20 protein-coding genes are annotated in these 20,794 nt (G+C 63.4%); 3 read left to right on the top strand and 17 right to left on the bottom strand.

Annotated features, from left to right (window positions below):
• Positions 1-12 precede the first annotated feature (12 nt).
• The 7 genes from LB568_RS00955 to LB568_RS00925 all read right to left on the bottom strand — a co-directional run bounded on the left by LB568_RS00955 (position 13) and on the right by LB568_RS00925 (position 7,192).
• Positions 13-723: a glycosyltransferase family 2 protein gene (locus LB568_RS00955; RefSeq protein WP_140575384.1), complete on the bottom strand. Its 711-nt coding sequence runs from the start codon at positions 721-723 to the stop codon at positions 13-15.
• Between the two features lie 100 nt (positions 724-823).
• Positions 824-2,395: a pilus assembly protein gene (locus LB568_RS00950; protein WP_224728776.1), complete on the bottom strand. Its 1,572-nt coding sequence runs from the start codon at positions 2,393-2,395 to the stop codon at positions 824-826.
• A 203-nt stretch (positions 2,396-2,598) separates the two neighbouring features.
• On the bottom strand, positions 2,599-3,573 hold the full coding sequence (locus LB568_RS00945) for a branched-chain amino acid ABC transporter permease (protein WP_013891910.1): 975 nt from the start codon (positions 3,571-3,573) through the stop codon (positions 2,599-2,601).
• A 21-nt stretch (positions 3,574-3,594) separates the two neighbouring features.
• Complete coding sequence (locus tag LB568_RS00940) at positions 3,595-4,482, bottom strand: branched-chain amino acid ABC transporter permease (protein WP_224728775.1); 888 nt, start codon at positions 4,480-4,482, stop codon at positions 3,595-3,597.
• A gap of 7 nt (positions 4,483-4,489) precedes the next feature.
• Positions 4,490-5,200: an ABC transporter ATP-binding protein gene (locus LB568_RS00935; RefSeq protein WP_013891912.1), complete on the bottom strand. Its 711-nt coding sequence runs from the start codon at positions 5,198-5,200 to the stop codon at positions 4,490-4,492.
• Positions 5,193-5,972 (bottom strand): ABC transporter ATP-binding protein, encoded by a 780-nt coding sequence (locus tag LB568_RS00930; protein WP_224728774.1) that lies wholly within the window; start codon positions 5,970-5,972, stop codon positions 5,193-5,195. Before LB568_RS00930 ends, LB568_RS00935 begins: the two co-directional genes overlap by 8 nt.
• Positions 5,973-5,983: 11 nt before the next feature.
• On the bottom strand, positions 5,984-7,192 hold the full coding sequence (locus LB568_RS00925) for an ABC transporter substrate-binding protein (protein WP_013891914.1): 1,209 nt from the start codon (positions 7,190-7,192) through the stop codon (positions 5,984-5,986).
• A gap of 416 nt (positions 7,193-7,608) precedes the next feature.
• Between LB568_RS00925 and LB568_RS00920 the strand changes: the two genes are divergently transcribed.
• Positions 7,609-8,373: a LuxR C-terminal-related transcriptional regulator gene (locus LB568_RS00920; RefSeq protein ID WP_013891915.1), complete on the top strand. Its 765-nt coding sequence runs from the start codon at positions 7,609-7,611 to the stop codon at positions 8,371-8,373.
• 19 nt (positions 8,374-8,392) lie between these two features.
• On the opposite strand, the gene LB568_RS00915 is transcribed toward LB568_RS00920, so the two are convergent.
• The 9 genes from LB568_RS00915 to LB568_RS00875 form a co-directional block, all read right to left on the bottom strand.
• Entirely contained in the window at positions 8,393-10,180 is a 1,788-nt protein-coding gene (locus LB568_RS00915; protein WP_013891916.1) for an ABC transporter ATP-binding protein, read from the bottom strand.
• A 211-nt stretch (positions 10,181-10,391) separates the two neighbouring features.
• A complete protein-coding gene (locus tag LB568_RS00910) occupies positions 10,392-11,336 on the bottom strand; it encodes an acetamidase/formamidase family protein (protein WP_224728773.1) in 945 nt (314 codons plus the stop codon).
• On the bottom strand, positions 11,326-12,969 hold the full coding sequence (locus LB568_RS00905; RefSeq protein ID WP_140575412.1) for an ABC transporter substrate-binding protein: 1,644 nt from the start codon (positions 12,967-12,969) through the stop codon (positions 11,326-11,328). The genes LB568_RS00910 and LB568_RS00905 overlap by 11 nt, the downstream gene beginning before the upstream one ends.
• Before the next feature lie 45 nt (positions 12,970-13,014).
• Entirely contained in the window at positions 13,015-13,935 is a 921-nt protein-coding gene (locus LB568_RS00900) for an ABC transporter permease (protein WP_140575415.1), read from the bottom strand.
• A complete protein-coding gene (locus tag LB568_RS00895) occupies positions 13,932-14,840 on the bottom strand; it encodes an ABC transporter permease (protein WP_224728772.1) in 909 nt (302 codons plus the stop codon). Before LB568_RS00895 ends, LB568_RS00900 begins: the two co-directional genes overlap by 4 nt.
• Positions 14,818-15,450 (bottom strand): ANTAR domain-containing response regulator, encoded by a 633-nt coding sequence (locus tag LB568_RS00890; protein ID WP_224728771.1) that lies wholly within the window; start codon positions 15,448-15,450, stop codon positions 14,818-14,820. The genes LB568_RS00895 and LB568_RS00890 overlap by 23 nt, the downstream gene beginning before the upstream one ends.
• On the bottom strand, positions 15,447-16,541 hold the full coding sequence (locus LB568_RS00885; protein WP_224728770.1) for a transporter substrate-binding protein: 1,095 nt from the start codon (positions 16,539-16,541) through the stop codon (positions 15,447-15,449). Before LB568_RS00885 ends, LB568_RS00890 begins: the two co-directional genes overlap by 4 nt.
• A gap of 182 nt (positions 16,542-16,723) precedes the next feature.
• Complete coding sequence (locus LB568_RS00880) at positions 16,724-17,212, bottom strand: hypothetical protein (RefSeq protein ID WP_224728769.1); 489 nt, start codon at positions 17,210-17,212, stop codon at positions 16,724-16,726.
• 158 nt (positions 17,213-17,370) lie between these two features.
• The gene (locus tag LB568_RS00875) at positions 17,371-18,240 is read right to left on the bottom strand and encodes a helix-turn-helix domain-containing protein (RefSeq protein ID WP_224728768.1); all 870 of its coding nucleotides are present in this window, start codon (positions 18,238-18,240) and stop codon (positions 17,371-17,373) included.
• Between the two features lie 92 nt (positions 18,241-18,332).
• Between LB568_RS00875 and LB568_RS00870 the strand changes: the two genes are divergently transcribed.
• Both LB568_RS00870 and LB568_RS00865 read left to right on the top strand, forming a co-directional pair.
• Positions 18,333-19,877: a 4-hydroxyphenylacetate 3-hydroxylase N-terminal domain-containing protein gene (locus LB568_RS00870; RefSeq protein ID WP_224728767.1), complete on the top strand. Its 1,545-nt coding sequence runs from the start codon at positions 18,333-18,335 to the stop codon at positions 19,875-19,877.
• Between the two features lie 6 nt (positions 19,878-19,883).
• Complete coding sequence (locus LB568_RS00865; RefSeq protein WP_023682716.1) at positions 19,884-20,393, top strand: flavin reductase; 510 nt, start codon at positions 19,884-19,886, stop codon at positions 20,391-20,393.
• 3 nt (positions 20,394-20,396) lie between these two features.
• Here LB568_RS00865 and hpaR read toward each other — a convergent pair whose 3' ends face one another.
• Positions 20,397-20,792 carry a homoprotocatechuate degradation operon regulator HpaR gene (gene hpaR / locus LB568_RS00860; RefSeq protein ID WP_224728766.1) on the bottom strand — a complete coding sequence of 132 codons (396 nt, stop codon included), beginning with the start codon at positions 20,790-20,792 and terminating at the stop codon, positions 20,397-20,399.
• Positions 20,793-20,794: the final 2 nt, after the last annotated feature.

The following is a 20,794-nucleotide window of genomic DNA, read 5'->3' as shown; positions in this document are numbered from 1 at the left end:
AAGCTCGCTGGATCAAGCATGGCCGCGTGAGCTGGTTCGGAAAAAGAAAATGTCAGCGACGGCTTTGGCACAGAGGCTCGCAAGGCGCCTCAAGTTCAACGAGGACGGCCCATGGGGACGGTCGCGGTACGCTACACTCACTTGCAGGACACGAATATCAGTTCGCTGCAGCGCACGAGCGGCCAACAATGCCGACGGAATAACGGATCCGGTGCGCATCCTATCGAAAGCCTCGTGCCAAACCTGACGTCCGAGAAGCTTATAAGGGGCATTCGCATCCTTCGCAGCCAATCCGAACTTGGCAGCCAGCAGCAACCGCAACGAGTTCGATACGATCATGCGATGCAGCGGATCTGCTCGCGGCCATCGGCATCCAAGGAGCACGTCGCAATCCGCCATCATCCGCCAGTGTACTGCGAAATCCTCCAGCGACACCTGTCGATCGCTGTCGAGCAGGAGAAGGTAGCCTCCGGTTGCCTTTCTCACGCCATTACTCAGGGCTTGGCCATGACCGGCGTTGGCTTGGTGCACAGCAACAACCTCCGGGTGCCGAGACGCCAAAGCTGCCAGGATCGTCTGGGTTTGATCAGTGCTCCCGTCGTTGACGACGATGATTTCCAGATCGGGCACGACAGACGCCACGTGCTTCAGAACCTCGTCGACGGCGTCGGCGAGGTTACTTTGCTCGTTGTAGGCGGGAAGAACGACCGAGAGGGCGGGCATGTTTTGTGGGGACCAGTTCTGTCCCACCACTACACTGTGTTAGCCTTGAGCGGCAATTGCCCTTTGTCCCGCAATCGCAACGCCCCTTCCTTGGGGTGGACTAATCAACCAGTTGGAGTGTCGTGAACTTTCCAGCGATGGTTTGGAACACATTCGGCAATTTGCTGGGATCGTTGACAGCATAGTAGTCAGCCGGATTTGTCGCGCATTTGCCGTAAAGTGTCCGGTTCGCGGCCGTGTCGGATTGCAGGGTAATGGTGTAGATCTGAACCTGCTGCGCCTTCAATTTATCGCAAACGTCGAGCGTCCATCGATCCACGGAGCGTGCGGCGTCTGTCTGGTTACTCGTCCCGAATCGGCCAGACGAAAGGTAGCCATAGGAAGTGTAATCCGACTTTTCCGGTTCGGCGCTCGCTCCGTAAACGACATTCTCGCCGTCGGTGAGCAGAACGACGATTTTGCTCGTATTCGGAGTCTTCCAGGGCGCGCCGTCGGTGTACGGTGGGGCCGGTGAAAGCACCCGCATACCCCAAGAGAGCCCCTCGGAGACATTGGTGCCGGATCCGTTCCACTCTTGCATCTGGGCAGCAGCCGTCCGCAACTTGTCCAGGTCAGCGGTCAACGGCACGACCGGAGTCGGGCAGGCCCGGTTGGGGCCGACTGTCAGAGGGGCATATTTGTCGTTGATCTTTTTCGCCTTGGGGTTTTCATACTTGGCGATCTTTTTATCTTTTCCCTTGGTGTCCGTGCCGTCCTGAACGTCATCGGAAAGATAGGAGTTGTTGTAGACCTTGGCGTCGTTGCCATAGCTCGCCGATGGACCGGTTGCATCACCGGGGTCATCTGGAGCGAAATAGGGCACGAACAAGGTGTTGGCGTCAGCTTGATCCGGCGCTACGTCAGAAATGGCAGCGCTTCCAGGGCGCGCCTCGACGCAGCCCTTCCATCCCGTCCCTTGCCAACCGGTTCCCTGTGCCAGGTCCCTGAACAGGTCCATGTGATTTACACGCTTGCCGTCGGGCAGCAGGGGAAAATTCGCGCCGTTGTTGGGCGATTTGCCTGCCATGTCGATCCATGACGGGTCAAATTTGTCGCCATTTACGTTGACAGCGGTAACGAAGGGCACAATCGCGGCGGTCACCTTCCGATCAGGTGACTTTGCTCCATCCAGATTATCAAGAAGTACCTTGGTAGCGTCCCTGAGAGCCTTGATTTTGGCACCGGCCATCGAGCCCGTATTGTCCAGCACGAGCACGACTTCGAGGTTGTTCGTCGCTTCTACACCACCGGCATCCACTTCGATGTGCTGGTTGTCGCCGAACAGGAAAGCAAAATAGAGGTTTACGTCCGCGGAAGCGATGGCCTTGGTCTTGACGTAGTTGAAACCCTTGTCGACCGACAGGGTCAATTTCGCGTTGGTGAGTTCCGGGTGATTTGCGACGTTGGCCTGGAAATAGCCATCAAATGCAAGTCTGCGGGCCGCTTCGTCGTCCGACAGGTGCGACGAGGATAGGGTCGCGGCGTCCAAAGAGTTCTGCAGGTTGACCTTTGCCCGCATGACGCTGGATACGTCTGCTGCAAAACCGACGGCCGCCAGGATCGCAGGCGCCGCCAACGCAAACAGCAACGCGAAATTGCCGCTTTCCGACCGCCAGAACTTATTGATGACCATGACCCGCCCCTCGACTGATACGGCATATGATCGAGTGTTGGTTTACGGGCGGTTGATTTATCAGCACTCGCGCATGTGACGATAGACTTGGTAAATTAAGTTCTGAGGAGACCGAACGTCTTTTCGACGCGGAATGGACGGATGTGCCGTGGCGAGCGCAGCTGCTCGGACCGTTCAATCGCGCGCGGTCGATCTGGTGCCCTTCAGCCCTTCCCGGTCCGCCCGAGCCCCCGCGCATAGAGCTCTCCCACAATACCACGCCGAAAAATCAGCACGCAGACCATGAAGATCAGCCCGGTGGCGATGGTCACCGGGAAGCCGGAGGTGGCAAGCGTGTTTTCCAGTCCGACCACAAGGCTGGCGCCGATGACCGGCCCAACCATCGTGCCGATGCCGCCCAGAAGCGTCATCAGGATCACCTCGCCCGACATCTGCCAGGTGACGTCGGTAAGCGTGGCGAACTGGAAGACGATGGCCTTGAGGGAGCCCGCCAGCCCGGCCAGCGCCGCAGACATGACGAAAGCGGCGAGTTTGTACTTGGCGACGGAATAGCCCAGCGAAATGGCGCGGCCCTCGTTTTCGCGAATCGAGCGCAGGATCATGCCGAAGGGCGAATTGACGATGCGCCAAACGGAGAAGACGCCGACCAGAAACACCGCCAGCACGAAGTAATACATGTTCAGCGAGACGTTCAGATCGAGGACGCCGAGCAGCACGCCGCGCGGCACGCCCTGAATGCCGTCCTCACCTTCGGTGAAGGGCGCCTGCACGCAGAAGAAGAAGAACATCTGCGACAGCGCCAGCGTGATCATGGCGAAATAGATGCCTTGCCTTCGAATGGCGAAGAACCCCATGACGAGGCCAAGCAGCGCCGCGCCTGCCATACCGAGCAGGATGCCCGCCTCCGGCGGCCAGCCCCAGACCTTGACGGCGTGGGCGGTGAAGTAGGCGGCGCCGCCAAAGAAGGTGGCGTGGCCGAACGACAGCAGGCCGGTGTAGCCGAGCAGCAGATTGAACGCGCAGGCAAACAGCGCGAAGCAGAGCATCTTCATCAGGAAGACCGGGTAGACGAGGAAGGGCGCCACCAGCAGCCCCAGTATGCCGAGCCCGACCAGCGTCCATTCGAGCCATGCCGGGGTTTTTCCGGCCGATGTCTCGCGAAGCGTCAGTTCGGCCATCTCGGATGTCCCTTCCACATGTCAGGCGTCCTTTCCGAACAGGCCGGCCGGTCGGACCAGAAGCACGATCGCCATGATGACGAAGACCACGAGGTTGGAGGCCTCGGGGTAGAAAACCTTGGTCAGCCCCTCGGCAAGGCCAAGCATGTAACCGGTGACGATCGCGCCGAGGATCGATCCCATGCCGCCGACCACGACCACAGCGAAGACGACGATGATGAGATCCGAGCCCATCAGCGGGCTCACCTGATAGATCGGTGCGGCTAGAATTCCGGCAAGCCCGGCAAGGGCGGAGCCGAGGCCATAGGTAAGGGTCAGCAGCAGCGGCACGTTGACGCCGAAGGCCTGGACGAGACGGGGATTCTCGGTCGCCGCGCGCAGATAGGAGCCGAGCCTTGTCTTCTCGATCAGCGCCCAGGTTCCGAAGCAGACGATCAGCGAGGCGACGACCACCCAGCCGCGATAGTTGGGCAGGAACATGAAACCGAGATTGGTGCCTCCCGAAAGCAGTGGCGGCACGGCGTAAGCATTTCCCGACACGCCGTAATAGTAGCGGAATATGCCTTCGAGCACGAGCGCGAGGCCGAAGGTGAAGAGCAGGCCGTAGAGCGGATCGGTGTCGTAAAGCCGCGACAGCGCCAGGCGCTCGACGACGACGCCGAAGACGCCGACGATAAGCGGTGCAAGGACCAGCGCCGGCCAGTAGCCGATGCCGAGATAGGTGAGCAGCAGATAGCCGACGAAGGCGCCCAGCATGTACTGGGCGCCATGGGCGAAATTGATGACGCGCAGCAGGCCGAAAATGACAGCCAGCCCCAGGCTCAGCATGGCGTAGAAGGAGCCGTTGATCAGCCCGACCAGCAATTGGCCGAGGAATGCCTGGACGGGAATTCCGAAGATCATCGTCATGGCGTCCTCATACACCCAGAACGTCGTGGAGCAGGCTCATGCGGTCCGCCAGCTCGCCGGTCGGGAACCCGGCGACGATCTTGCCGTGCTCCATCAGGTAGAAACGATCCGCGACACGGCTGGCGAAGCGGAAATTCTGCTCGACCAGCAGGATCGTCATGCCGCGCTTTTTCAACGTCGCCAGCAGCTCGCCGATGCGCTGCACGATGACGGGAGCAAGGCCCTCGGTCGGCTCGTCGAGAAGCAGCATCTTCACGCCGGTTCGCAGCATGCGCGCGATCGCCAGCATCTGCTGTTCGCCACCCGACAGCCGCGTGCCGGGGCTGTTGCGCCGCTCCTTCAGATTGGGGAAGAGATCGAATATCTCCTCGACGCTCATGCCGCCCTTGGCAACGACCGGCGGCAGCACCAGGTTCTCGTCGACCGTCAGCGTGGCGAAGATGCCACGCTCCTCCGGCACGAAGCCGATGCCCTGATGCGCGGTCTTGTGGAGCGGCAGCCGCATCAGGTCCGCGCCGTCGAAAACGACCTTGCCGGTTCGCTTGCGGATCAGCCCCATGATGGCGCGCAGCGTCGTCGTCTTGCCGACGCCGTTGCGGCCGAGCAGCGTGACCGTCTCGCCGGCAAATACTTCCAGATCGACGCCGTGCAGCGCATGGCCCTCGCCGTACCAGGCGTTGAGGCCGCGGACCGCAAGCAGGGGTGCGGCACTAGTCATCGGCGGTGCCCATATAGGCGACCTTCACCCGCTCGTCGCGGCTGACGGTGGCGTAGTCGCCGGCCGCAAGCACCTCGCCGCGCTGCATGACGGTTATCCAGTCGCAGAGATCGGCCACGACCGTCAGATTGTGCTCGACCATCAGCACAGCGCGGTCGCTCGCCACCGAACGGATGAGGTCGGAAACCGTGGCCACGTCCTCATGCCCCATGCCGGCCATCGGCTCGTCCAGCAGCAGCACTTTCGGATCGAGCGCCAGCGTCGTGGCGATCTCGAGCACGCGTTTCCTGCCATAGGAGAGATCGCCGGCCAGTCTGTTCTTGGCATCGTCGAGACCGACGGAGCGCAACAGCTCCATCGCACGCGGCGTCAACCGGTCGAGTGCCGCCAGCGAGCGCCAGAACTGGACGCCAAGCCCACCCGGTCGCTGCAGCGCGACGCGCACATTGTCGAGCACGCTGAGATGCGGAAAGATCGCCGATATCTGGAACGAGCGCACCAGCCCCATCCGCGCCACTTTCGCCGGCGAGGTGCGGGTGATGTCGTGGCCGAGCAGTTCGATCCTGCCGCTGGTCGGCGCCAGGAACTTGGTCAGCAGGTTGAAAACGGTGGTCTTGCCGGCGCCGTTGGGTCCGATCAGGGCGTGGATGTTGCCATGGCGGACATCGAGGTCGACGTTCTTGACGGCGACGAAGCCGGCGAAATCGCGCCGCAGCCCGCGAGCGGAAAGCACGACAGGCGGCTCGTTTCCGTTGGGGTCGGGCGGCGCCATGGCCGCGCCGATCACTGGGCCGCCGTTGGACAGCCGCTTTCCTTCTCGCTCAGGAAGGCCTCCTTGCCGGGGATGGTGGCGAGGTATTTGTAATAGTCCCAGTCCTTGCTGCTCTCGCTGGGCGCCTTGACCTGGTACAGATACATGTCATGGACCATGTTGCCGTCCGCCTGCACCTTGCCATTGGTCATCACGGCGTCGTCCACCGGCAGCGAATGCAATTGCTTGGCGACGGCCTCGGTCTCGTCGGTGCCGGCCTTGTCGATCGCCTTCAGATACTGCGTCACCGCCGAGTAGGTCGCGGCCTGGATCATGTTCGGCATGCGGTTGGTGCGCTTGAAGAAGCGCTGCCCGAACGCGCGGCTCTTGTCGTCGCGATCCCAGTAGTAGCCCTCGGTCAGCACGACGCCCTGCGCGGCCTGGAGACCCAGCCCATGCACCTCGGCCAGCGTGAACAGAAGGGCCGCAAGGCGCTGGCCGCCCTGGACGATGCCGAATTCGGCCGCCTGCTTGATGGAATTGGAGGTGTCGAGGCCGGCATTCGCCAGTCCGATGACCTTGGCGCCCGAAGACTGCGCCTGCAGCAGGAAGGATGAATAGTCGGTCGCCCCCAGGGGATAGCGCACTTCGCCCAACACCTTGCCGCCATGGGCTTCGACGAACTTGGCGGTCTGCTCCTTGAGCGAATAGCCGAAGGCATAATCGACGGTGACGAAGAACCAGCTGTCGCCGCCCTGCTGCACCAGAGAGCCGCCGGTTCCCACCGCCTGCGAATGGGTGTCGTAGGCCCAGTGGAAACCGTAGGGCGAGCACTGCTTGCCGGTGAGTTCGGTGGTCGCCGCGCCGGTGACGATGTCGATCTTCTTCTTTTCCTTGGAAATGCCCTGGACGGCGAGCGCGACCGAAGAGGTCGTCAGCTCCATGATGGCATCGACCTGTTCGGTGTCATACCACTGCCGCGCGATGTTGGAGGCGATGTCCGGCTTGTTCTGGTGATCGGCGCTGATGATCTCGATCGGTGCGCCCTGCACCTTGCCGCCGAAATCCTCGACCGCCATCTTGGCGGCCTCGACCGACCACTTGCCGCCGAAATCGGCATAGACGCCGGACTGGTCGTTGAGGATGCCGATCTTGACCTTGCCATCGGAAATTTCGGCGGCCGAGGCCGGGATCGCCGATGCGGCGAGAAATGCGGCAGAAACGAAATAGCATGCCTTCATGGTATTTCCTCCCATTACGATGAATCCGGCCGCCCCCTACGATCGATCATCTTCAAAGCAATAAACATGAGGAAAATGGGATGATCGGCAAGGGGCCGTTGCCGATTTCATGTCCGAAGCGGCGCACTTCGGTGGCAAAAAGCCACCCATGAGCGCGCCGGAGATGGAACACAACCGTGTGAACCGCCTGGCAGTTTGCCGGAGCCCCGGTCGGCCATGGGTGTCCGCCGCCGGATCGGCAAACGCCTCAGTCCTCGGCGACGACGCGATGGCCCGTTGCCGAGATCGGCTTCACTCCGTCGTGTGCTGTGCTTCACATACATCTGGCTCGAATCCACGGATTACTGAGGCGGAGTTGAGAACCGTGGAGCAGTAGCCACGCCCCAGATGCGAGCGAGGGGGCAAGAGGAGCAGCTATGACAGCAATTCAAACATTTGAGGCGGCCCAGGCAAGCCTGTGTGCTTTTGATATCGATCCTGACAGCCCACCCGCCTTCGTTGCGGCGGATATCGAGATCGCGATTATCGATGATCGATCGCTGATGTGCGACTGCCTGGCAAGAGGTCTTGCGGAAATCGAACCGGCATTTCGTTTCCAGCACTTCTCGAGCATCGAAACCTTCGACGCGGCAGACCTGGAGGAGACCCAACGCATCTCGACGGTGCTGATGTGCGCCGTGTGGTCAAACTCCGAGGCAGACCACCATCTTGCCCGGATCGCCCACCTCAAGGTTACCAGACCCTGGGTGAGCACCATCATCCTGGCCGATATCGAAAATTTCGACGATGTTCACAAAGCGATCGACAATGGCGCATGCGGCTATGTTCCGACGAGCGTCAGCCTGCAAATCGCAGCCAAGGCAATTCATCTCGTCGCGGCAGGGGGAATTTTCATCCCGCCAAGTGTGCTTTTCCAATCGGCGAAAAACGCCAGGGACGGCCACCAGGCCACCAAATCGCAGGCGCAAGAAGACAATTTTTTCACGTCGCGCCAGATTTCGGTCATCGAAGCGCTGCGTCGCGGGAAAGCGAACAAGATCATCGCCTATGAACTCAACATGTGCGAGAGCACGGTCAAGGTGCATGTTCGCAATATCATGAAAAAACTTCGCGCCCGGAACCGGACAGAGGTGGCCTATATCCTGAATACGCCGCCCTATGAGGGTCTCGTCAAGAATTGACCGGCGAGGACAATTTCACTCACCGATCCGAACTTCCGGCGGCAACAAGATGTCCGCCACCGACGTCGCTCAGGATCAGTTTTCGTGGCGCCTCGCCGATCTTGCGGGTCGCGCTCGGGATTTCCTGGTCGAGGCGGGCGAAGCGGCTTCTGCGCTGCGCCGGGTCGGGCACCGGCACGGCTTCGATCAGCCGTTTCGTGTAGGGGTGGCGCGGGTTGGAAAAGACCTGGTCGCGCGTACCCATTTCGACGATCTGGCCGAGATACATGACGGCGACGCGGTCGGAGATATTCTCGACCACCGCCATGTCGTGCGAGATGAAGAGATAGGCGACGCCGAATTCGCGCTGCAACTCCTTCAACAAGTCGAGCACACGCGCCTGCACCGAGACGTCGAGCGCCGAGACGCTTTCGTCGGCGACGATCAGTTTCGGTCGCAAGGCGAGCGCCCGGGCAATGCAGACACGCTGGCGCTGGCCGCCCGAGAATTCATGCGGGTAGAGCTCCATCTGATCTGATGACAGGCCGACGCGCTCGAACAGCGCCGCCACACGGTCCAGGCGTTCTTCCTTCGAAGCTATGCCGTGGATGACAAGAGGCTCGGCGACGAGATCGCCGACACGCATGCGCGGATCGAGCGAGGCGAAGGGATCCTGGAAGATCATCTGCACGTCGCGGCGCACCGCCTTGCGCTCGTCGCGGCCTAAGCCCGACAGATTGCGCCCGCCAATGACGATGTCGCCGCTGTACGGCACCAGCCCGGCCAGCGCCTTGGCGGTGGTCGACTTGCCGCAGCCGGATTCGCCGACCAGCGCCAGCGTCTCGTTGGGCGCGATCGAGAAGCTGACGCCCTCGACGGCATGAACGCGACGGGTGACCTGGCCGAAGAACCCGCCGCGCAAATCGAAGCGGACATGCAGGTCGTTGACCACAGCGACGTCGGCCGGCTTCGCCACCTCGACATCCCTGGATTGCTGGCGGCCGATACCGCTGCCGATGCGCGGCACGGCGGCGAGCAGCTCGCGCGTGTAGTCGGCTTGCGGGCGGGCGAAGATGTCCGATGTCTTGCCCTCCTCGACCATGCGGCCATGCCGCATGATGATGACGCGGTCGGCCATTTCGGCGACCACGCCCATGTCGTGGGTGATCAGGATGACGCTGGTGCCATGCTGTCGCTGCAGGTCGCGCAGCAGTTCCAGCACCTCGCCCTGCACGGTGACGTCGAGTGCCGTCGTCGGCTCGTCGGCGATAAGCACGTCGGGCTCGAGCGCCAGCGCCATGGCGATCATCACCCGCTGCCGCATGCCGCCGGAGAGCTCGTGCGGAAATTGCTTTAGCCGGCTTTCGGCTTCCGAAATGCGCACCGCCTTCAGCGCCTCGACGGCGCGCTGGCGGGCCTCGGCCTGCGACAGGCTGGTGTGCGCCTCGATGGATTCGGTGAGCTGCCGGCCGATCGACAGCACCGGGTTGAGCGAGGTCATCGGCTCCTGGAAAATCATGGCGATGCGGTCGCCACGAATGCGGCGCATCTGGCGCTCGTCGAGGGTTGCAAGATCGGTGTCGCCCATATCCCCTCCACGAAGCCGGATTTTGCCTGACGCTATGCGCGCGGCAGGCTGTGGCAAAAGCTGCATGATCGCCAGCGCGGTCATCGATTTGCCGGAGCCGGATTCGCCGGCAATGCACAGCGTCTCGCCCCGCGAAAGCGTCAGCGACAGGTTGGAGACGACGTCGCGCTCGCCATCCTCGCCGCGCACGCTGACCGAGAGATTGGCGATGTCGAGGATTATTTCGGGGTTTGAGGTCATTGGGAGTGTAGCCCGGGGAGGAATTTACTCCGGCACACCCCCCTCTGGCCTGCCGGCCATCTCCCCCGCAAGGGGGGAGATCGATGATCACTCCGGCTTTCGCCAATCACCACCGCTTGAGAAGAGGCGCAGCGGACAAACCGCCAATCTCCCCCCTTGCGGGGGAGATGTCCGGCAGGACAGAGGGGGGTGCCTTGGCGCCGACGTAGCGTCATTCAAACACGCAGCGCGGGAAGTAGAACGATACCACCCAGTTCGGCATGTCGACGATCTCGCTGATGCGGAGATCGCCGCAGACGGAGGCCAGCATGTAGGCCTCGACGGGGTCTATTCTGTAGCGGCCGGCGAGCAGGTCGACCATCTGGGCGACCGCCTCCCTGGCACCCGCCATCAGGTCCGGCCCAACGCCGGTCGTCACCTCATAGCCCTTGGCGTCGAGATGCCGCGTCACCGGGCCCGGCGTGGTGAAGCGCGGCGTCTTCAGCCTGGCGTCCTTGACCAGGTCGAGCTTGAGCACGACATCCATCGGGCTTTCGATCGCAGTGCCGCAGACCTCGCCGTCGCCTTGCGCGGCATGCGTGTCGCCGACCGAGAACAGCGCGCCCGCCACCTCCACCGGCAGATAGAGCGTGGTGCCGGCGGCGAGGTCGCGGATATCGAGATTGCCGCCGACGCGCCGTGGCGGCACCACCGAGTGCAGGCCTTTCTCGGCTGGCGCGTTGCCTATTGTGCCGGCGAACGGCTTCAGCGGCACGCGCGCGTTTTTGCCGAACAGCGCCGGCTCCAGCGAGGCGGCATCGTATTTCCAGATGTTGAGCGCCGGCTCCTTGAAATCGTCGGCGAGCAGGCCGAAACCCGGAATGTTGGCCGTCCAGCCGAAGCCGGACGGTTTGAACAGCTCGATCGTCACCTTCAGCGCGTCGCCCGGTTCGGCTCCCTCGACGAAGATCGGCCCGGTCACCGGATTGACCCTGGCGAAGTCCATCCTGGCGACATCGGCGACGGTGCTGTCGGCCTGCAACTGACCGCCGCCGGCATCAAGGCACTGGAACTCGATGGTCGAGCCGGGCGCCACCCGCTCGGCCGGGACAAAGGAATTGTCCCAGCCGAAATGATGATGGCGCCCGTGGATGGTGTAGTCGCAGTTATTGCACATCTTTTACATACACATTGTCGTAGTTGATCGGGATATGGACCGGGTCGACATAGAGGTTGTCGGCGCCGCCCATGCGGGCTGATTTCATGGTGAAGCGCTGCTCGTTGAAGACCGGCGCCCAGGGTGCGTCCTCCATCACCTTGTCGTAGATGGCGCTCCACATCTTATCGCGCTCGGCAGCCTTGGCGGGATCGACCACCGAGTCGGCCTCGGCCGCCTTGGCGTCGAGATCCTTGTTGCAATACCACGACCAGTTCCAGCCGCCCGGCACGGCGCCGGCACAGCCGAGGATCGGGCCGTAGAAGTTGGAGGGATCCGGGAAGTCGGCGATCCAGGCCATGCCGCCGGACCAGATCATCGGCGCGCCTGCCTTGTCGCCGCCGGCGGCGATGACATTGGCCTGCGCCAGCGACTGGATCCCGGCCTTGATGCCGATCGCCGCCAGGTCCTGCTGGATCGCCTGGGCGATGCGCGGGTTGGGATCGGTGTTCATGGCGAAGAGCTGCGTCTCGAACCCGTCGGGATGGCCGGCCTCGGCGAGCAGCGCCTTGGCCTTGGCGACGTCATAGGGATAGCCCTTGTATTCCTTGTCGTAGCCCGGCATCGACGGCGGCAGCGGCTGGTTGGCCGGCACGGCGCGGCCGTTGATGATCTGGATGATGCGCGCCTTGTTGATCGCCATGTTGACGGCCTGGCGCACCTTCACATTGTCGAACGGCGCCATGGTGGTGTTCATGGTGATATAGCCGGTGTGCAGCTGGCCGCCTTCGACGACGCGGGCCTTCTGCTCGGGATCGGCCATCACCTCCTGGAACTTGGCCGGCGGAATGCCGTCGCCGGGCACGTCGATCTCGCCCTTCTGCAGGCGCAGCAGCGCCACGATCGGCTCCTGGCCGATCTCGAAGGTGATCTTGTCCAGATGCGGCAGGCCCTTGTGCCAATAATCCGCATTGCGTTCGAAGACGATGCGCTGGCCGAGCGTCCATTCGGCCAGCTTGAAGGCGCCGGTGCCGACCGGATGCTTGCCGAAATCGGCGCCGTATTTCTCGACCTCTTCCTTCGGCACGACATGGGAGAAGTTGATGGCCATGACATGCAGGAAGGTGGCGTCGGGCCGGGTCAGCTCGAACTTGACGGTATAGGGATCGACCACGGTGATACCGGAGAGGCTTGTCGCCTTGCCGGCGGCGACATCGTCATAGCCCTTGATCGAGCCGAAGAAGCCGGCGCCGGGGCTCTGCGTCTTCGGATTGGTGACGCGGTCGAGCGAATATTTCACGTCGTCGGCCGTCATCTCGCGGCCATTGTGGAATTTCACGCCGTGGCGCAGCTTGAAGGTGAAGGTCTTGCCGTCGGGCGAAATCTCGTAGCTCTCGGCCAGGTCGGGCTTGAGGTTGGTGGTGCCGGGCTCATAGTCCATCAGCCCGTCGAACAGGCTCTTGATCATCGACCAGTTCTGCCAGTCGTAGCCGATCGCCGGATCGAGGGTGGCGACGTCGTCCTTGTAGGTGATGGTGATGGCGCCGCCCTGCTTGGCGTTGGGATCGACAGCGTCCTCGGCGCGGACGCTGGTCATGCCGAGCATCAGCGCCAAGGCCGATGCCGCTACCGTGGATGCGAGAAACTTTTTCATTGTTATGTTCCCTTTCTCTGTTTGTTTTCGGTCATATCCTGATTGTCATCTGAGCTTGATGCGGGGGTCGATGAAGGGCGCGATGATGTCGGCCAGGAGATTGCCGAGCACGATGGCGAAGGCCGACACCAGCGTGACGCCCATGATGATCGGAATGTCGACGCGCTGGATGGCCTGCCATGCCAATTGGCCGATGCCGGGCCAGCCGAACACGCTTTCGACGACGACGATGCCGCCCATGAAGATGCCGATGTCGATGCCGATCATGGCGATGACCGGCAGAATGGCGTTGGGCAGTGCATGGCGGAAGATGATGGCGCTGCGGGCCAGGCCCTTGGCACGCGCGGTGCGCACATAATCCTGGCGCAGCACGTCGATCATCGACGAGCGCATCATGCGGGCGTACCAGCCGGCGCCGAGGATGCCCATGGTCAGCGACGGCAGCACGAGATGGCGCCAGGTGCCGTAGCCGCCGATCGGAAACCAGCTTAGCCGCACGGCAAAGACGTAGAGCAGCAAAAGCCCGACGACGAATTGCGGCGCCGAGACGCCGACGAAGGAAGCGACCATCAAGGTCTGGTCGGCGGCGGTGCCGCGCTTGACGGCGGCGATCAGGCCCATGGAGAGCCCGATCAGCAGCTCGCACAGGATGGCGCCGACCATCAAAAGCAGGCTCGCCGGCAGCCGCGAGACGATCAGCTCGGTGACCTCGGAGCGCTGGATGTAGGAACGGCCGAGATCGCCGCTGGCGAGCTTCGTGAGATAGCGCCAGTACTGGACGACGAAGGGCTGGTCGAGGCCGAGCTGCTGGCGGATGTTCTCGACCGTCTGCGGCGTGGCGCTGCGGCCGGCGATCTGGCGCACCGGATCGGCCGGCAGGAGATAGAGCAATGCGAAGGTGATCAGCGAGACGCCGAGCAGGATGAGTAGCGACTGGATCAGGCGGCGGCCGAGATAGGCGATCATGCCCGGCCTCTTTGCGTCGGATCGAGGATGTCGCGCAGCGCGTCACCGATCAGGTTGAAGGCGAGCGCCAGCGCCAGAATCGCCGCACCGGGGAAGAACACCAGCCAGGGCGCCGCCTGGAAGTAGGTCTGGTTCTCGAAAATGATGTTGCCCCAGGACGCGGTCGGCGGCTGCACACCGATGCCGAGGAAGGAGAGCGTCGCCTCGAGCAGCACCGTGGTGGAGATGCCGAGCGTGCCCCAGACGATAATGGTCGGCAGCAGATGCGGCAGGATGTGGCGGAACAGGATGCGCGGCGCGCCGGCGCCGATGGTGCGTTCGGCATCGATGAACTCGCGCTCGGCGAGCGAGGAGGTTTCGGTGTAGATGACGCGCGCGGTCTGCACCCAGTTGACCAGGGCGATGACCATGGCGACGATCCACAGGCTGGGCTGGAACACCGCCGCCAGGCAAATGGCGAGCAGCAGTGCCGGAAAGGCCATCATCAGGTCGGTGAAGCGCATCAGCGCGCCGCCGATCCAGCCGCGGAAATAGCCCGCGGTGACGCCAACCAGCGTGCCGATGAAAAGCGCCACGCCATTGGCGACGATGCCGATGATCAGCGAGGTGCGGGCGCCATAGAGGATGCGGGTCAACAGATCGCGGCCGAGCAGGTCGGTTCCCAGCCAGAATTTGGCATCCGGCGGCAAGGGCGAGCCTTCGATGGTCAGGCCGTCGAACATCTGTTCGTTGGGATCGTAGCCGGTCAACCAGGGCGCCAGCACGGCGCCGGCAACAACGACGGCAACGATGACCAGGCCGAGCAGCGCCAGGCGGCGTTTGACCAGCCGGCGCCAGACGCCGGGACGCGGCTTGGCCGGCATGCGCGACGGGGCCGCAAGATCAGGCGCGATGGGACTGGTCATCGCCGCCTTCCTCGCCCGTTACGTCCTCACCCGTTACTTCGGCACTTGTCATCGCCACGATCCGGCGCGCGGCATCCTCGACGCTGATCTGCCAGCTCATCGCCAGCGACCGCAGCTGCGCATAGGCGCGCTCGTCGTCGCTGCCTTTCGACAGCGCCGCCACCGCGCGCACGATGGTCTGGCGCTCGGCGACACGCTGGCGGAGCGAGGCAATCTCGCTGGCCAGGTGTTTGCGCGCCTCGAAACTCTGGCGGGCGATCAGCAGCGCGCTGTAGACGCCGGCATTGCCGACCGGCTTCAAGAGCTGCGCGTCGGCCTTGTGCGACAAAGCCCATTCGATGCGGCCCGGCGCCTCCGAGCCGATCAGCGCCACCAGCGGCATCGGCGCTTCGCCCGGCTTCCACGGGAATTGCTCGTCGAAGCCGAGATCGGCGTCGAAGAAGACAAAATCGGCGGCCAGCACCTCGGGCGGCGGTTCGGGCCAGCAGTCCAGCGTGACCAGGCCGATTGCCGACAACTGCCTGGTGATCGCCTGCACCGTCGGATGCGGGCGATGCAGGATGAAAGCGCTGGCGCCGCCGAGATTGGGGATGCGGGAGATTCTCGTCACGACACCACCCTCAGGCGCGGGCGGCCGAACGTTTTTGCCGGGTCGTAGCGCGACAGATAGGGGTCCGGCGCGACCTCGTCCTCGCGGCTGACGACCTCGAAGAAGCCGTCCGCGATCCGCCCGATGATCACCGGCAGTGTCGCGTGCTGGGAATGGGCGTCGATGGCAATCGGCCCGAGCCGGGTGGAGAAGCGGCGTTCGGCGAAGGCCTTGGAAAATTCCGCCGGACCGGCGTCGGGATCGCGCGAGAGCACGTCGGCCATCACCTGCACGGAGGCATAGGCGGAGGCCTCGAAGGACGAGGCGAAGGCGGCCGGCCGTGGCGCGAAATAGGGCCCGACCGACAGATGCCCCTTACCGGATTCGCCGATCGCCGGCAGCTCGCCCTCGGTGAGGTTGCAGGAGATGACGGGGCAGGTTTCCGGACTGAAGGCGGAATCGTCCCTGCCCAAGTCGCGATAGGCGGCCAGGAAGGCGTAGGATGAGGTGCCGATCAGGTTGTTGAGGATGAAGCTCGGCCGCGTCGCCCGGATTTCCGCGATCAGGCGCGACACGTCGGTCTCGCCGATGCGCAGATAGCGCTCGCCCAGCACCTTGCCGCCGGCATCCGCGATCAGGTCGCGAGCGACGCGGTTCATCTCCCAGCCCCAGATGTAGTTCGAGCCGAGCAGGAAGCCGTTGGCGCCGAAGCGCGGCGCGACATGGGCCATCAGCGGCACCAAATGCTGGTTGGGGCAAGCGTGCATGTAGACGACATGCTCGCTGGCCTCGAACCCTTCATAGGGGCAGGCGTACCAGAGCATGCCGCCGGCCTTCTCGAGCACCGGGATCGTCTCCTTGCGGCTCCAGGAGGTGACGCAGCCGACGACATGGCGGGCGCTGCTGGTCTTGAAGATGTCCTCGCACAGGGTCGCGTAGCGATCCGCATTGCTTTGCGGATCGCGCTCGACCGGCACCAGCTCGATACCATGGCCGCGATCCGCATTGATGTCGGCTATGGCGCGCATGGCGCCCAAGCGGCACGCATCGGAGACGAGCTGGTAGCTCCCCGAACGGGAATAGAGAATGCCGATCTCGATGCGCCGTTTCAAACAGGACCCCAGAAATGACAATGCCCCGCAGCCTGCGCCCGGAAGGGCGAGGCATACGAGGCATGTTTGCCGCCCGGCGATCAGGGCCGGTATTTCGCCTTAGCGTATTCCGTCCGGCGGGTCAGTCAAGCCCTTACCGGCGTCGACACGCAACGCCACGGCTCGCCAATCGGCCGTGACGGCTATCTGGCTGTCGCTCTTTGGCTGTGTTGGCGGGCATAGGACACACAGGCGTCCACCGTGCTGACACAGAGCGCGTCGCGACTGTTCGGCAAATTGTTGTCGCCGGCATAGGCGACTTCGGCGACGCGGCCGTCGACCATGCGTATTTGCGTGTCGCAATAGCCGCCGGGAGCGACATTGACGGAGCCGCCGACCGTCGGGATCGCACCCAGCGCCAGTGTTGGGACGACAATGTTGAGATTGCCGCGCTGAACGACGCGCTTGTAGGTCCAGATCTGGCCAGACCCGCCAGCGTCGGCGGTGGCGGTCGGAAAGCCCGCGCACATTCGAACATCGGCTTCGCTGAGGCCGACCATCTCCTTGCGAGCCGCCGCCGTCGTGGGATCAACCTTGGCGATGCGCGATGTATCGTCGGGAATGACGCAGGATGACTGGACGCCGACGACAAGAATAGGAAGGGCAAGCTTTCTAATACAGGAAAATGTCATACCGATTTTCGGATTTGCCCTGTTGTGGGATTTTGCGTGGCGCCCGGCCGCTCCCTCTACCTAGGCAAGCAGGCGAGCGGATCAACCCGTGCAGCTTCACGAAAAAGTGGCCGACAACATAAAGGTCTGCGCGTCACGAGACGTGGCGCCGCACCAAATCAATGCCCCTGCAACTGCCGCCGCCGCCAGGCGGCAGGCGCTTCGCCGACCCGTTCGCGGAAGAAGCGTGAGAAGTAGGCCGGATCGTCGAAGCCGATCTCGTAGGCGATGTCCTCGACGGTGCGGACGGTGAACAGAAGCAGCCGCTTGGCCTCCAGCAGCCGCCGCTCGCCGACGACGCGCTTGACGCCGCTGCCCAGCAGCACGCGGCTGGCCTTGTCGAGAAGATGCGGCGTCGTGGCCAGCGCTTCGACGTAGCGGTCAACCGGCCAGTTGTCGCGGAAATGGGCATCGACGAGACGGCGCAGGCCCTGCGCCAGCGAGGCTTCGGATGAGCCTGCGGCGTCCTTCACCTCGGGGCCGAGACGCGCGATTTGGGAGAGCGCGACGGCGATCAGCGACGGCAGGGTCTTGTCGTTGCCGGCCTGCGCTTCGGTGTATTCGGCGGCGATCATGTCCAGCACCGCCGCCAACCGTTTCCAGGCGGCGTGATGCGGCAGGCCGTCGGCGAAGACCGGCCTGTCCAGCGGCAGCAGGCTGTGCGCTTCTATTGCCGCGAGCGCATCGTCGGCGACTGAAACGACGATCGCGTCGGTGCCGGGGCCGATCGAGAAGCCATGCACGACATTGCTCGGTACGAAGCTGACGGCTGGCGCCGAAAAGTCCCAGGACTGGTCCTCCATGCGATAGGTGCCGGAGCCGCTGGTCCAGTAGGTGATCTGACCCATCTGCGGATGCTTGTGCGCGGCGACCTGGCCGAGATGGATATTGCTGCGCGCAAGCACTGTCTCGACATGCAGGAAACCGACATCGAGCGGCCGCACGGGCTCGCCATAGACGAAGAAATCGGGGATGGAGTTCTGGCTCATGGCGCCGGAAAAAGTCCAATCGGTTTTGCGGTTCCGTCCATAGCTGATCCTCGGCCCCGACGCTAGGATCGCATACCAAGTGGAGGAACATCATGCGGTCAGAAGATTTCCGTGCCGACAGAGCGCGCCCGTTCACGGGCGCCGAATATCTGGAGAGCCTGCGCGACGGCCGTGAGGTCTTTATCAACGGCGAACGCATCGCCGACGTCACCACGCATCCGGCGATGCGCAACTCGGCGCGGTCGCTGGCACGCCTCTACGACGCGTTGCATGACCCCAGGCGGCGCGAGACGCTGACCTCGGCCACCGACACCGGATCGGGCGGCTACACCCACAAATATTTCCGTGTCGCCAAATCCTCCGGCGAACTCGTCGCCCAACAGACGGCGATCGCCGAGTGGTCGCGCATGTCCTATGGCTGGATGGGCCGCACACCCGACTACAAGGCGGCGCTGATGAACACGCTCGGCGCCAATGCCGACTGGTACGGACCGTTCAAGAACAATGCGCTCGCCTGGCACAGCAGAGCCCAGGAAGCCGTGCTGTTCATGAACCACGCCATCGTCAACCCGCCGATCGACCGCCACAAGCCGGCAGAGCAGGTGAAGGACGTTTTCGTCCACATCACCAAGGAGACCGATGCCGGCATCTACGTCTCCGGCGCCAAGGTGGTGGCGACGTCCTCGGCACTGACGCACTACAATTTCCTGGCGCAGAGCTCGGCGACCGTCACCGAGGATCCATCGCTGTCGGTGATGTTCATCGTGCCGATGAACGCGCCGGGCATAAAGATGTTCTGCCGCGTCTCCTATGAACAGACGGCCAACACGGTGGCGGCACCGTTCGACTATCCGCTGTCGTCGCGCTTCGACGAGAACGACGCGATCCTGGTGCTCGACAATGTCTTCATCCCCTGGGAGGACGTTCTGGTGCTGCGTGACGCGCAGAAGATCCTGTCGTTCCATCCGGCGTCGGGCTTCATGCATGGCTACTGCTTTCAGGGCTGCACGCGCTTTGCCGTCAAGCTCGACTTCCTCGCCGGCCTGCTGGCCAAGGCGCTGCGCGCCACCGGCGGCGATGCCTTCCGCGGCAACCAGGCGGCACTGGGCGAGGTGATCGCGCTCCGGCACATGTTCTGGAGCTTTTCCAACGCGATGGCTTACAACCCCATCCCGTGGGCGGATGGCGCGGTGCTGCCCAATCTGGAAGCCGCATTGGCCTACCGCACCTTCATGTCGGAAGCCTATCCGCGCGTCATCGACACCGTGCGCCGGGTGATCGCGTCCGGGCTGATCTACCTGCCGTCGTCGGTGCGCGACTTCAACAATCCCGAGATCGACAAATATCTGGCGCAATATGTGCGTGGCTCCAACGACATGGGCCATGTCGAGCGCATCAAGATCATGAAGCTGCTGTGGGACGCGACCGGCACCGAATTCGGCGGCCGCCACGCGCTCTATGAGCTGAACTATGCCGGCGCGCCGGAAGAGGTGCGGCTGCAGGTTCTGAAGGGCGCCGAACGCGGAGGCCGGCTGAAGGCGATGGAGGAACTGGTCGACACCTGCATGGCCGACTATGACGAGAATGGCTGGACGGGCGATACCTGGCTCAATCCGCTTCCCGCCTCGGCCGGGTGAACGCCGATGGCCACGCAGATTTCGAAGGCCGATTTCCGCGACGCCATGGCAAGGGTCTGCGCTCCGGTCAACATCGTCACCACCGATGGCCCGGCGGGGCGCGGCGGCTTCACCGCCACCGCCATGTGCAGCGTCTCAGACGAGCCGCCGACGCTGCTGGTGTGTATGAACGGACGTTCGGCGCAGGCCGCCATGTTCCTCGCCAACCGGCGCTTCTGCGTCAACGTGCTGACGCATGACCATATGCATCTGGCGGGAAAGTTCGCCGGCGCGACCCGGGACATGGAAGCGCGCTATTCGGCGGCGCGCTGGCAGACGCTGACGTCGGGCACGCCGGCGCTGTCGGACGCGATCGTCAATTTCGACTGCGAGATCGAGGACGTGCATATCGTCGGCACGCACAATGTCATGATCGGCCGCGTCATCGACGTCAGGCACGGCAGCGGCGGCTCGGCGCTGCTCTATGTCGACCGGAATTACACGCAGCCGACGCGGTTGGGCAGTTTTGGCGGGTGAGCCTCAGCTCTCGCCGTCGATCAGGGTTTCCAGGAGATCGAGCAGTTGCTCCAGCCGTTCATGGCCAAAGCGGCGTTCGATGTCGTCGTAAATGACGCGGCGTTCGGGCGAGAGGGCATCGATCAGGGCGGAACCCGCCGGGGCGATGGTCAGGACGACGCGGCGGCCGTCGCCTTCGGCCTTGTTGCGGGTGATGAATTTGCGTCCCTCGAGCGCCTTGATGATGCGTGTCAGGCTGGGCGGCAGCACCGAGGCGCGGTCGGCAAGCTCCGTCGCCTCGACCGGGCCGGCTTCGCTCAGCACGCGCAGCACGCGCCATTGCTGTTCGGTTACGTCATGGGCGGCAAGCATGGGACGAAACCGCGCCATCACCACTTCACGGGCGTGAAGCAATGCCATCG

This window comes from Mesorhizobium sp. B263B2A (assembly GCF_020165775.1).
Lineage (GTDB): Bacteria > Pseudomonadota > Alphaproteobacteria > Rhizobiales > Rhizobiaceae > Mesorhizobium > Mesorhizobium opportunistum.
Note: the sequence above shows the minus strand (reverse complement) of the source record. Positions and strands in the feature narration are given on the sequence as shown.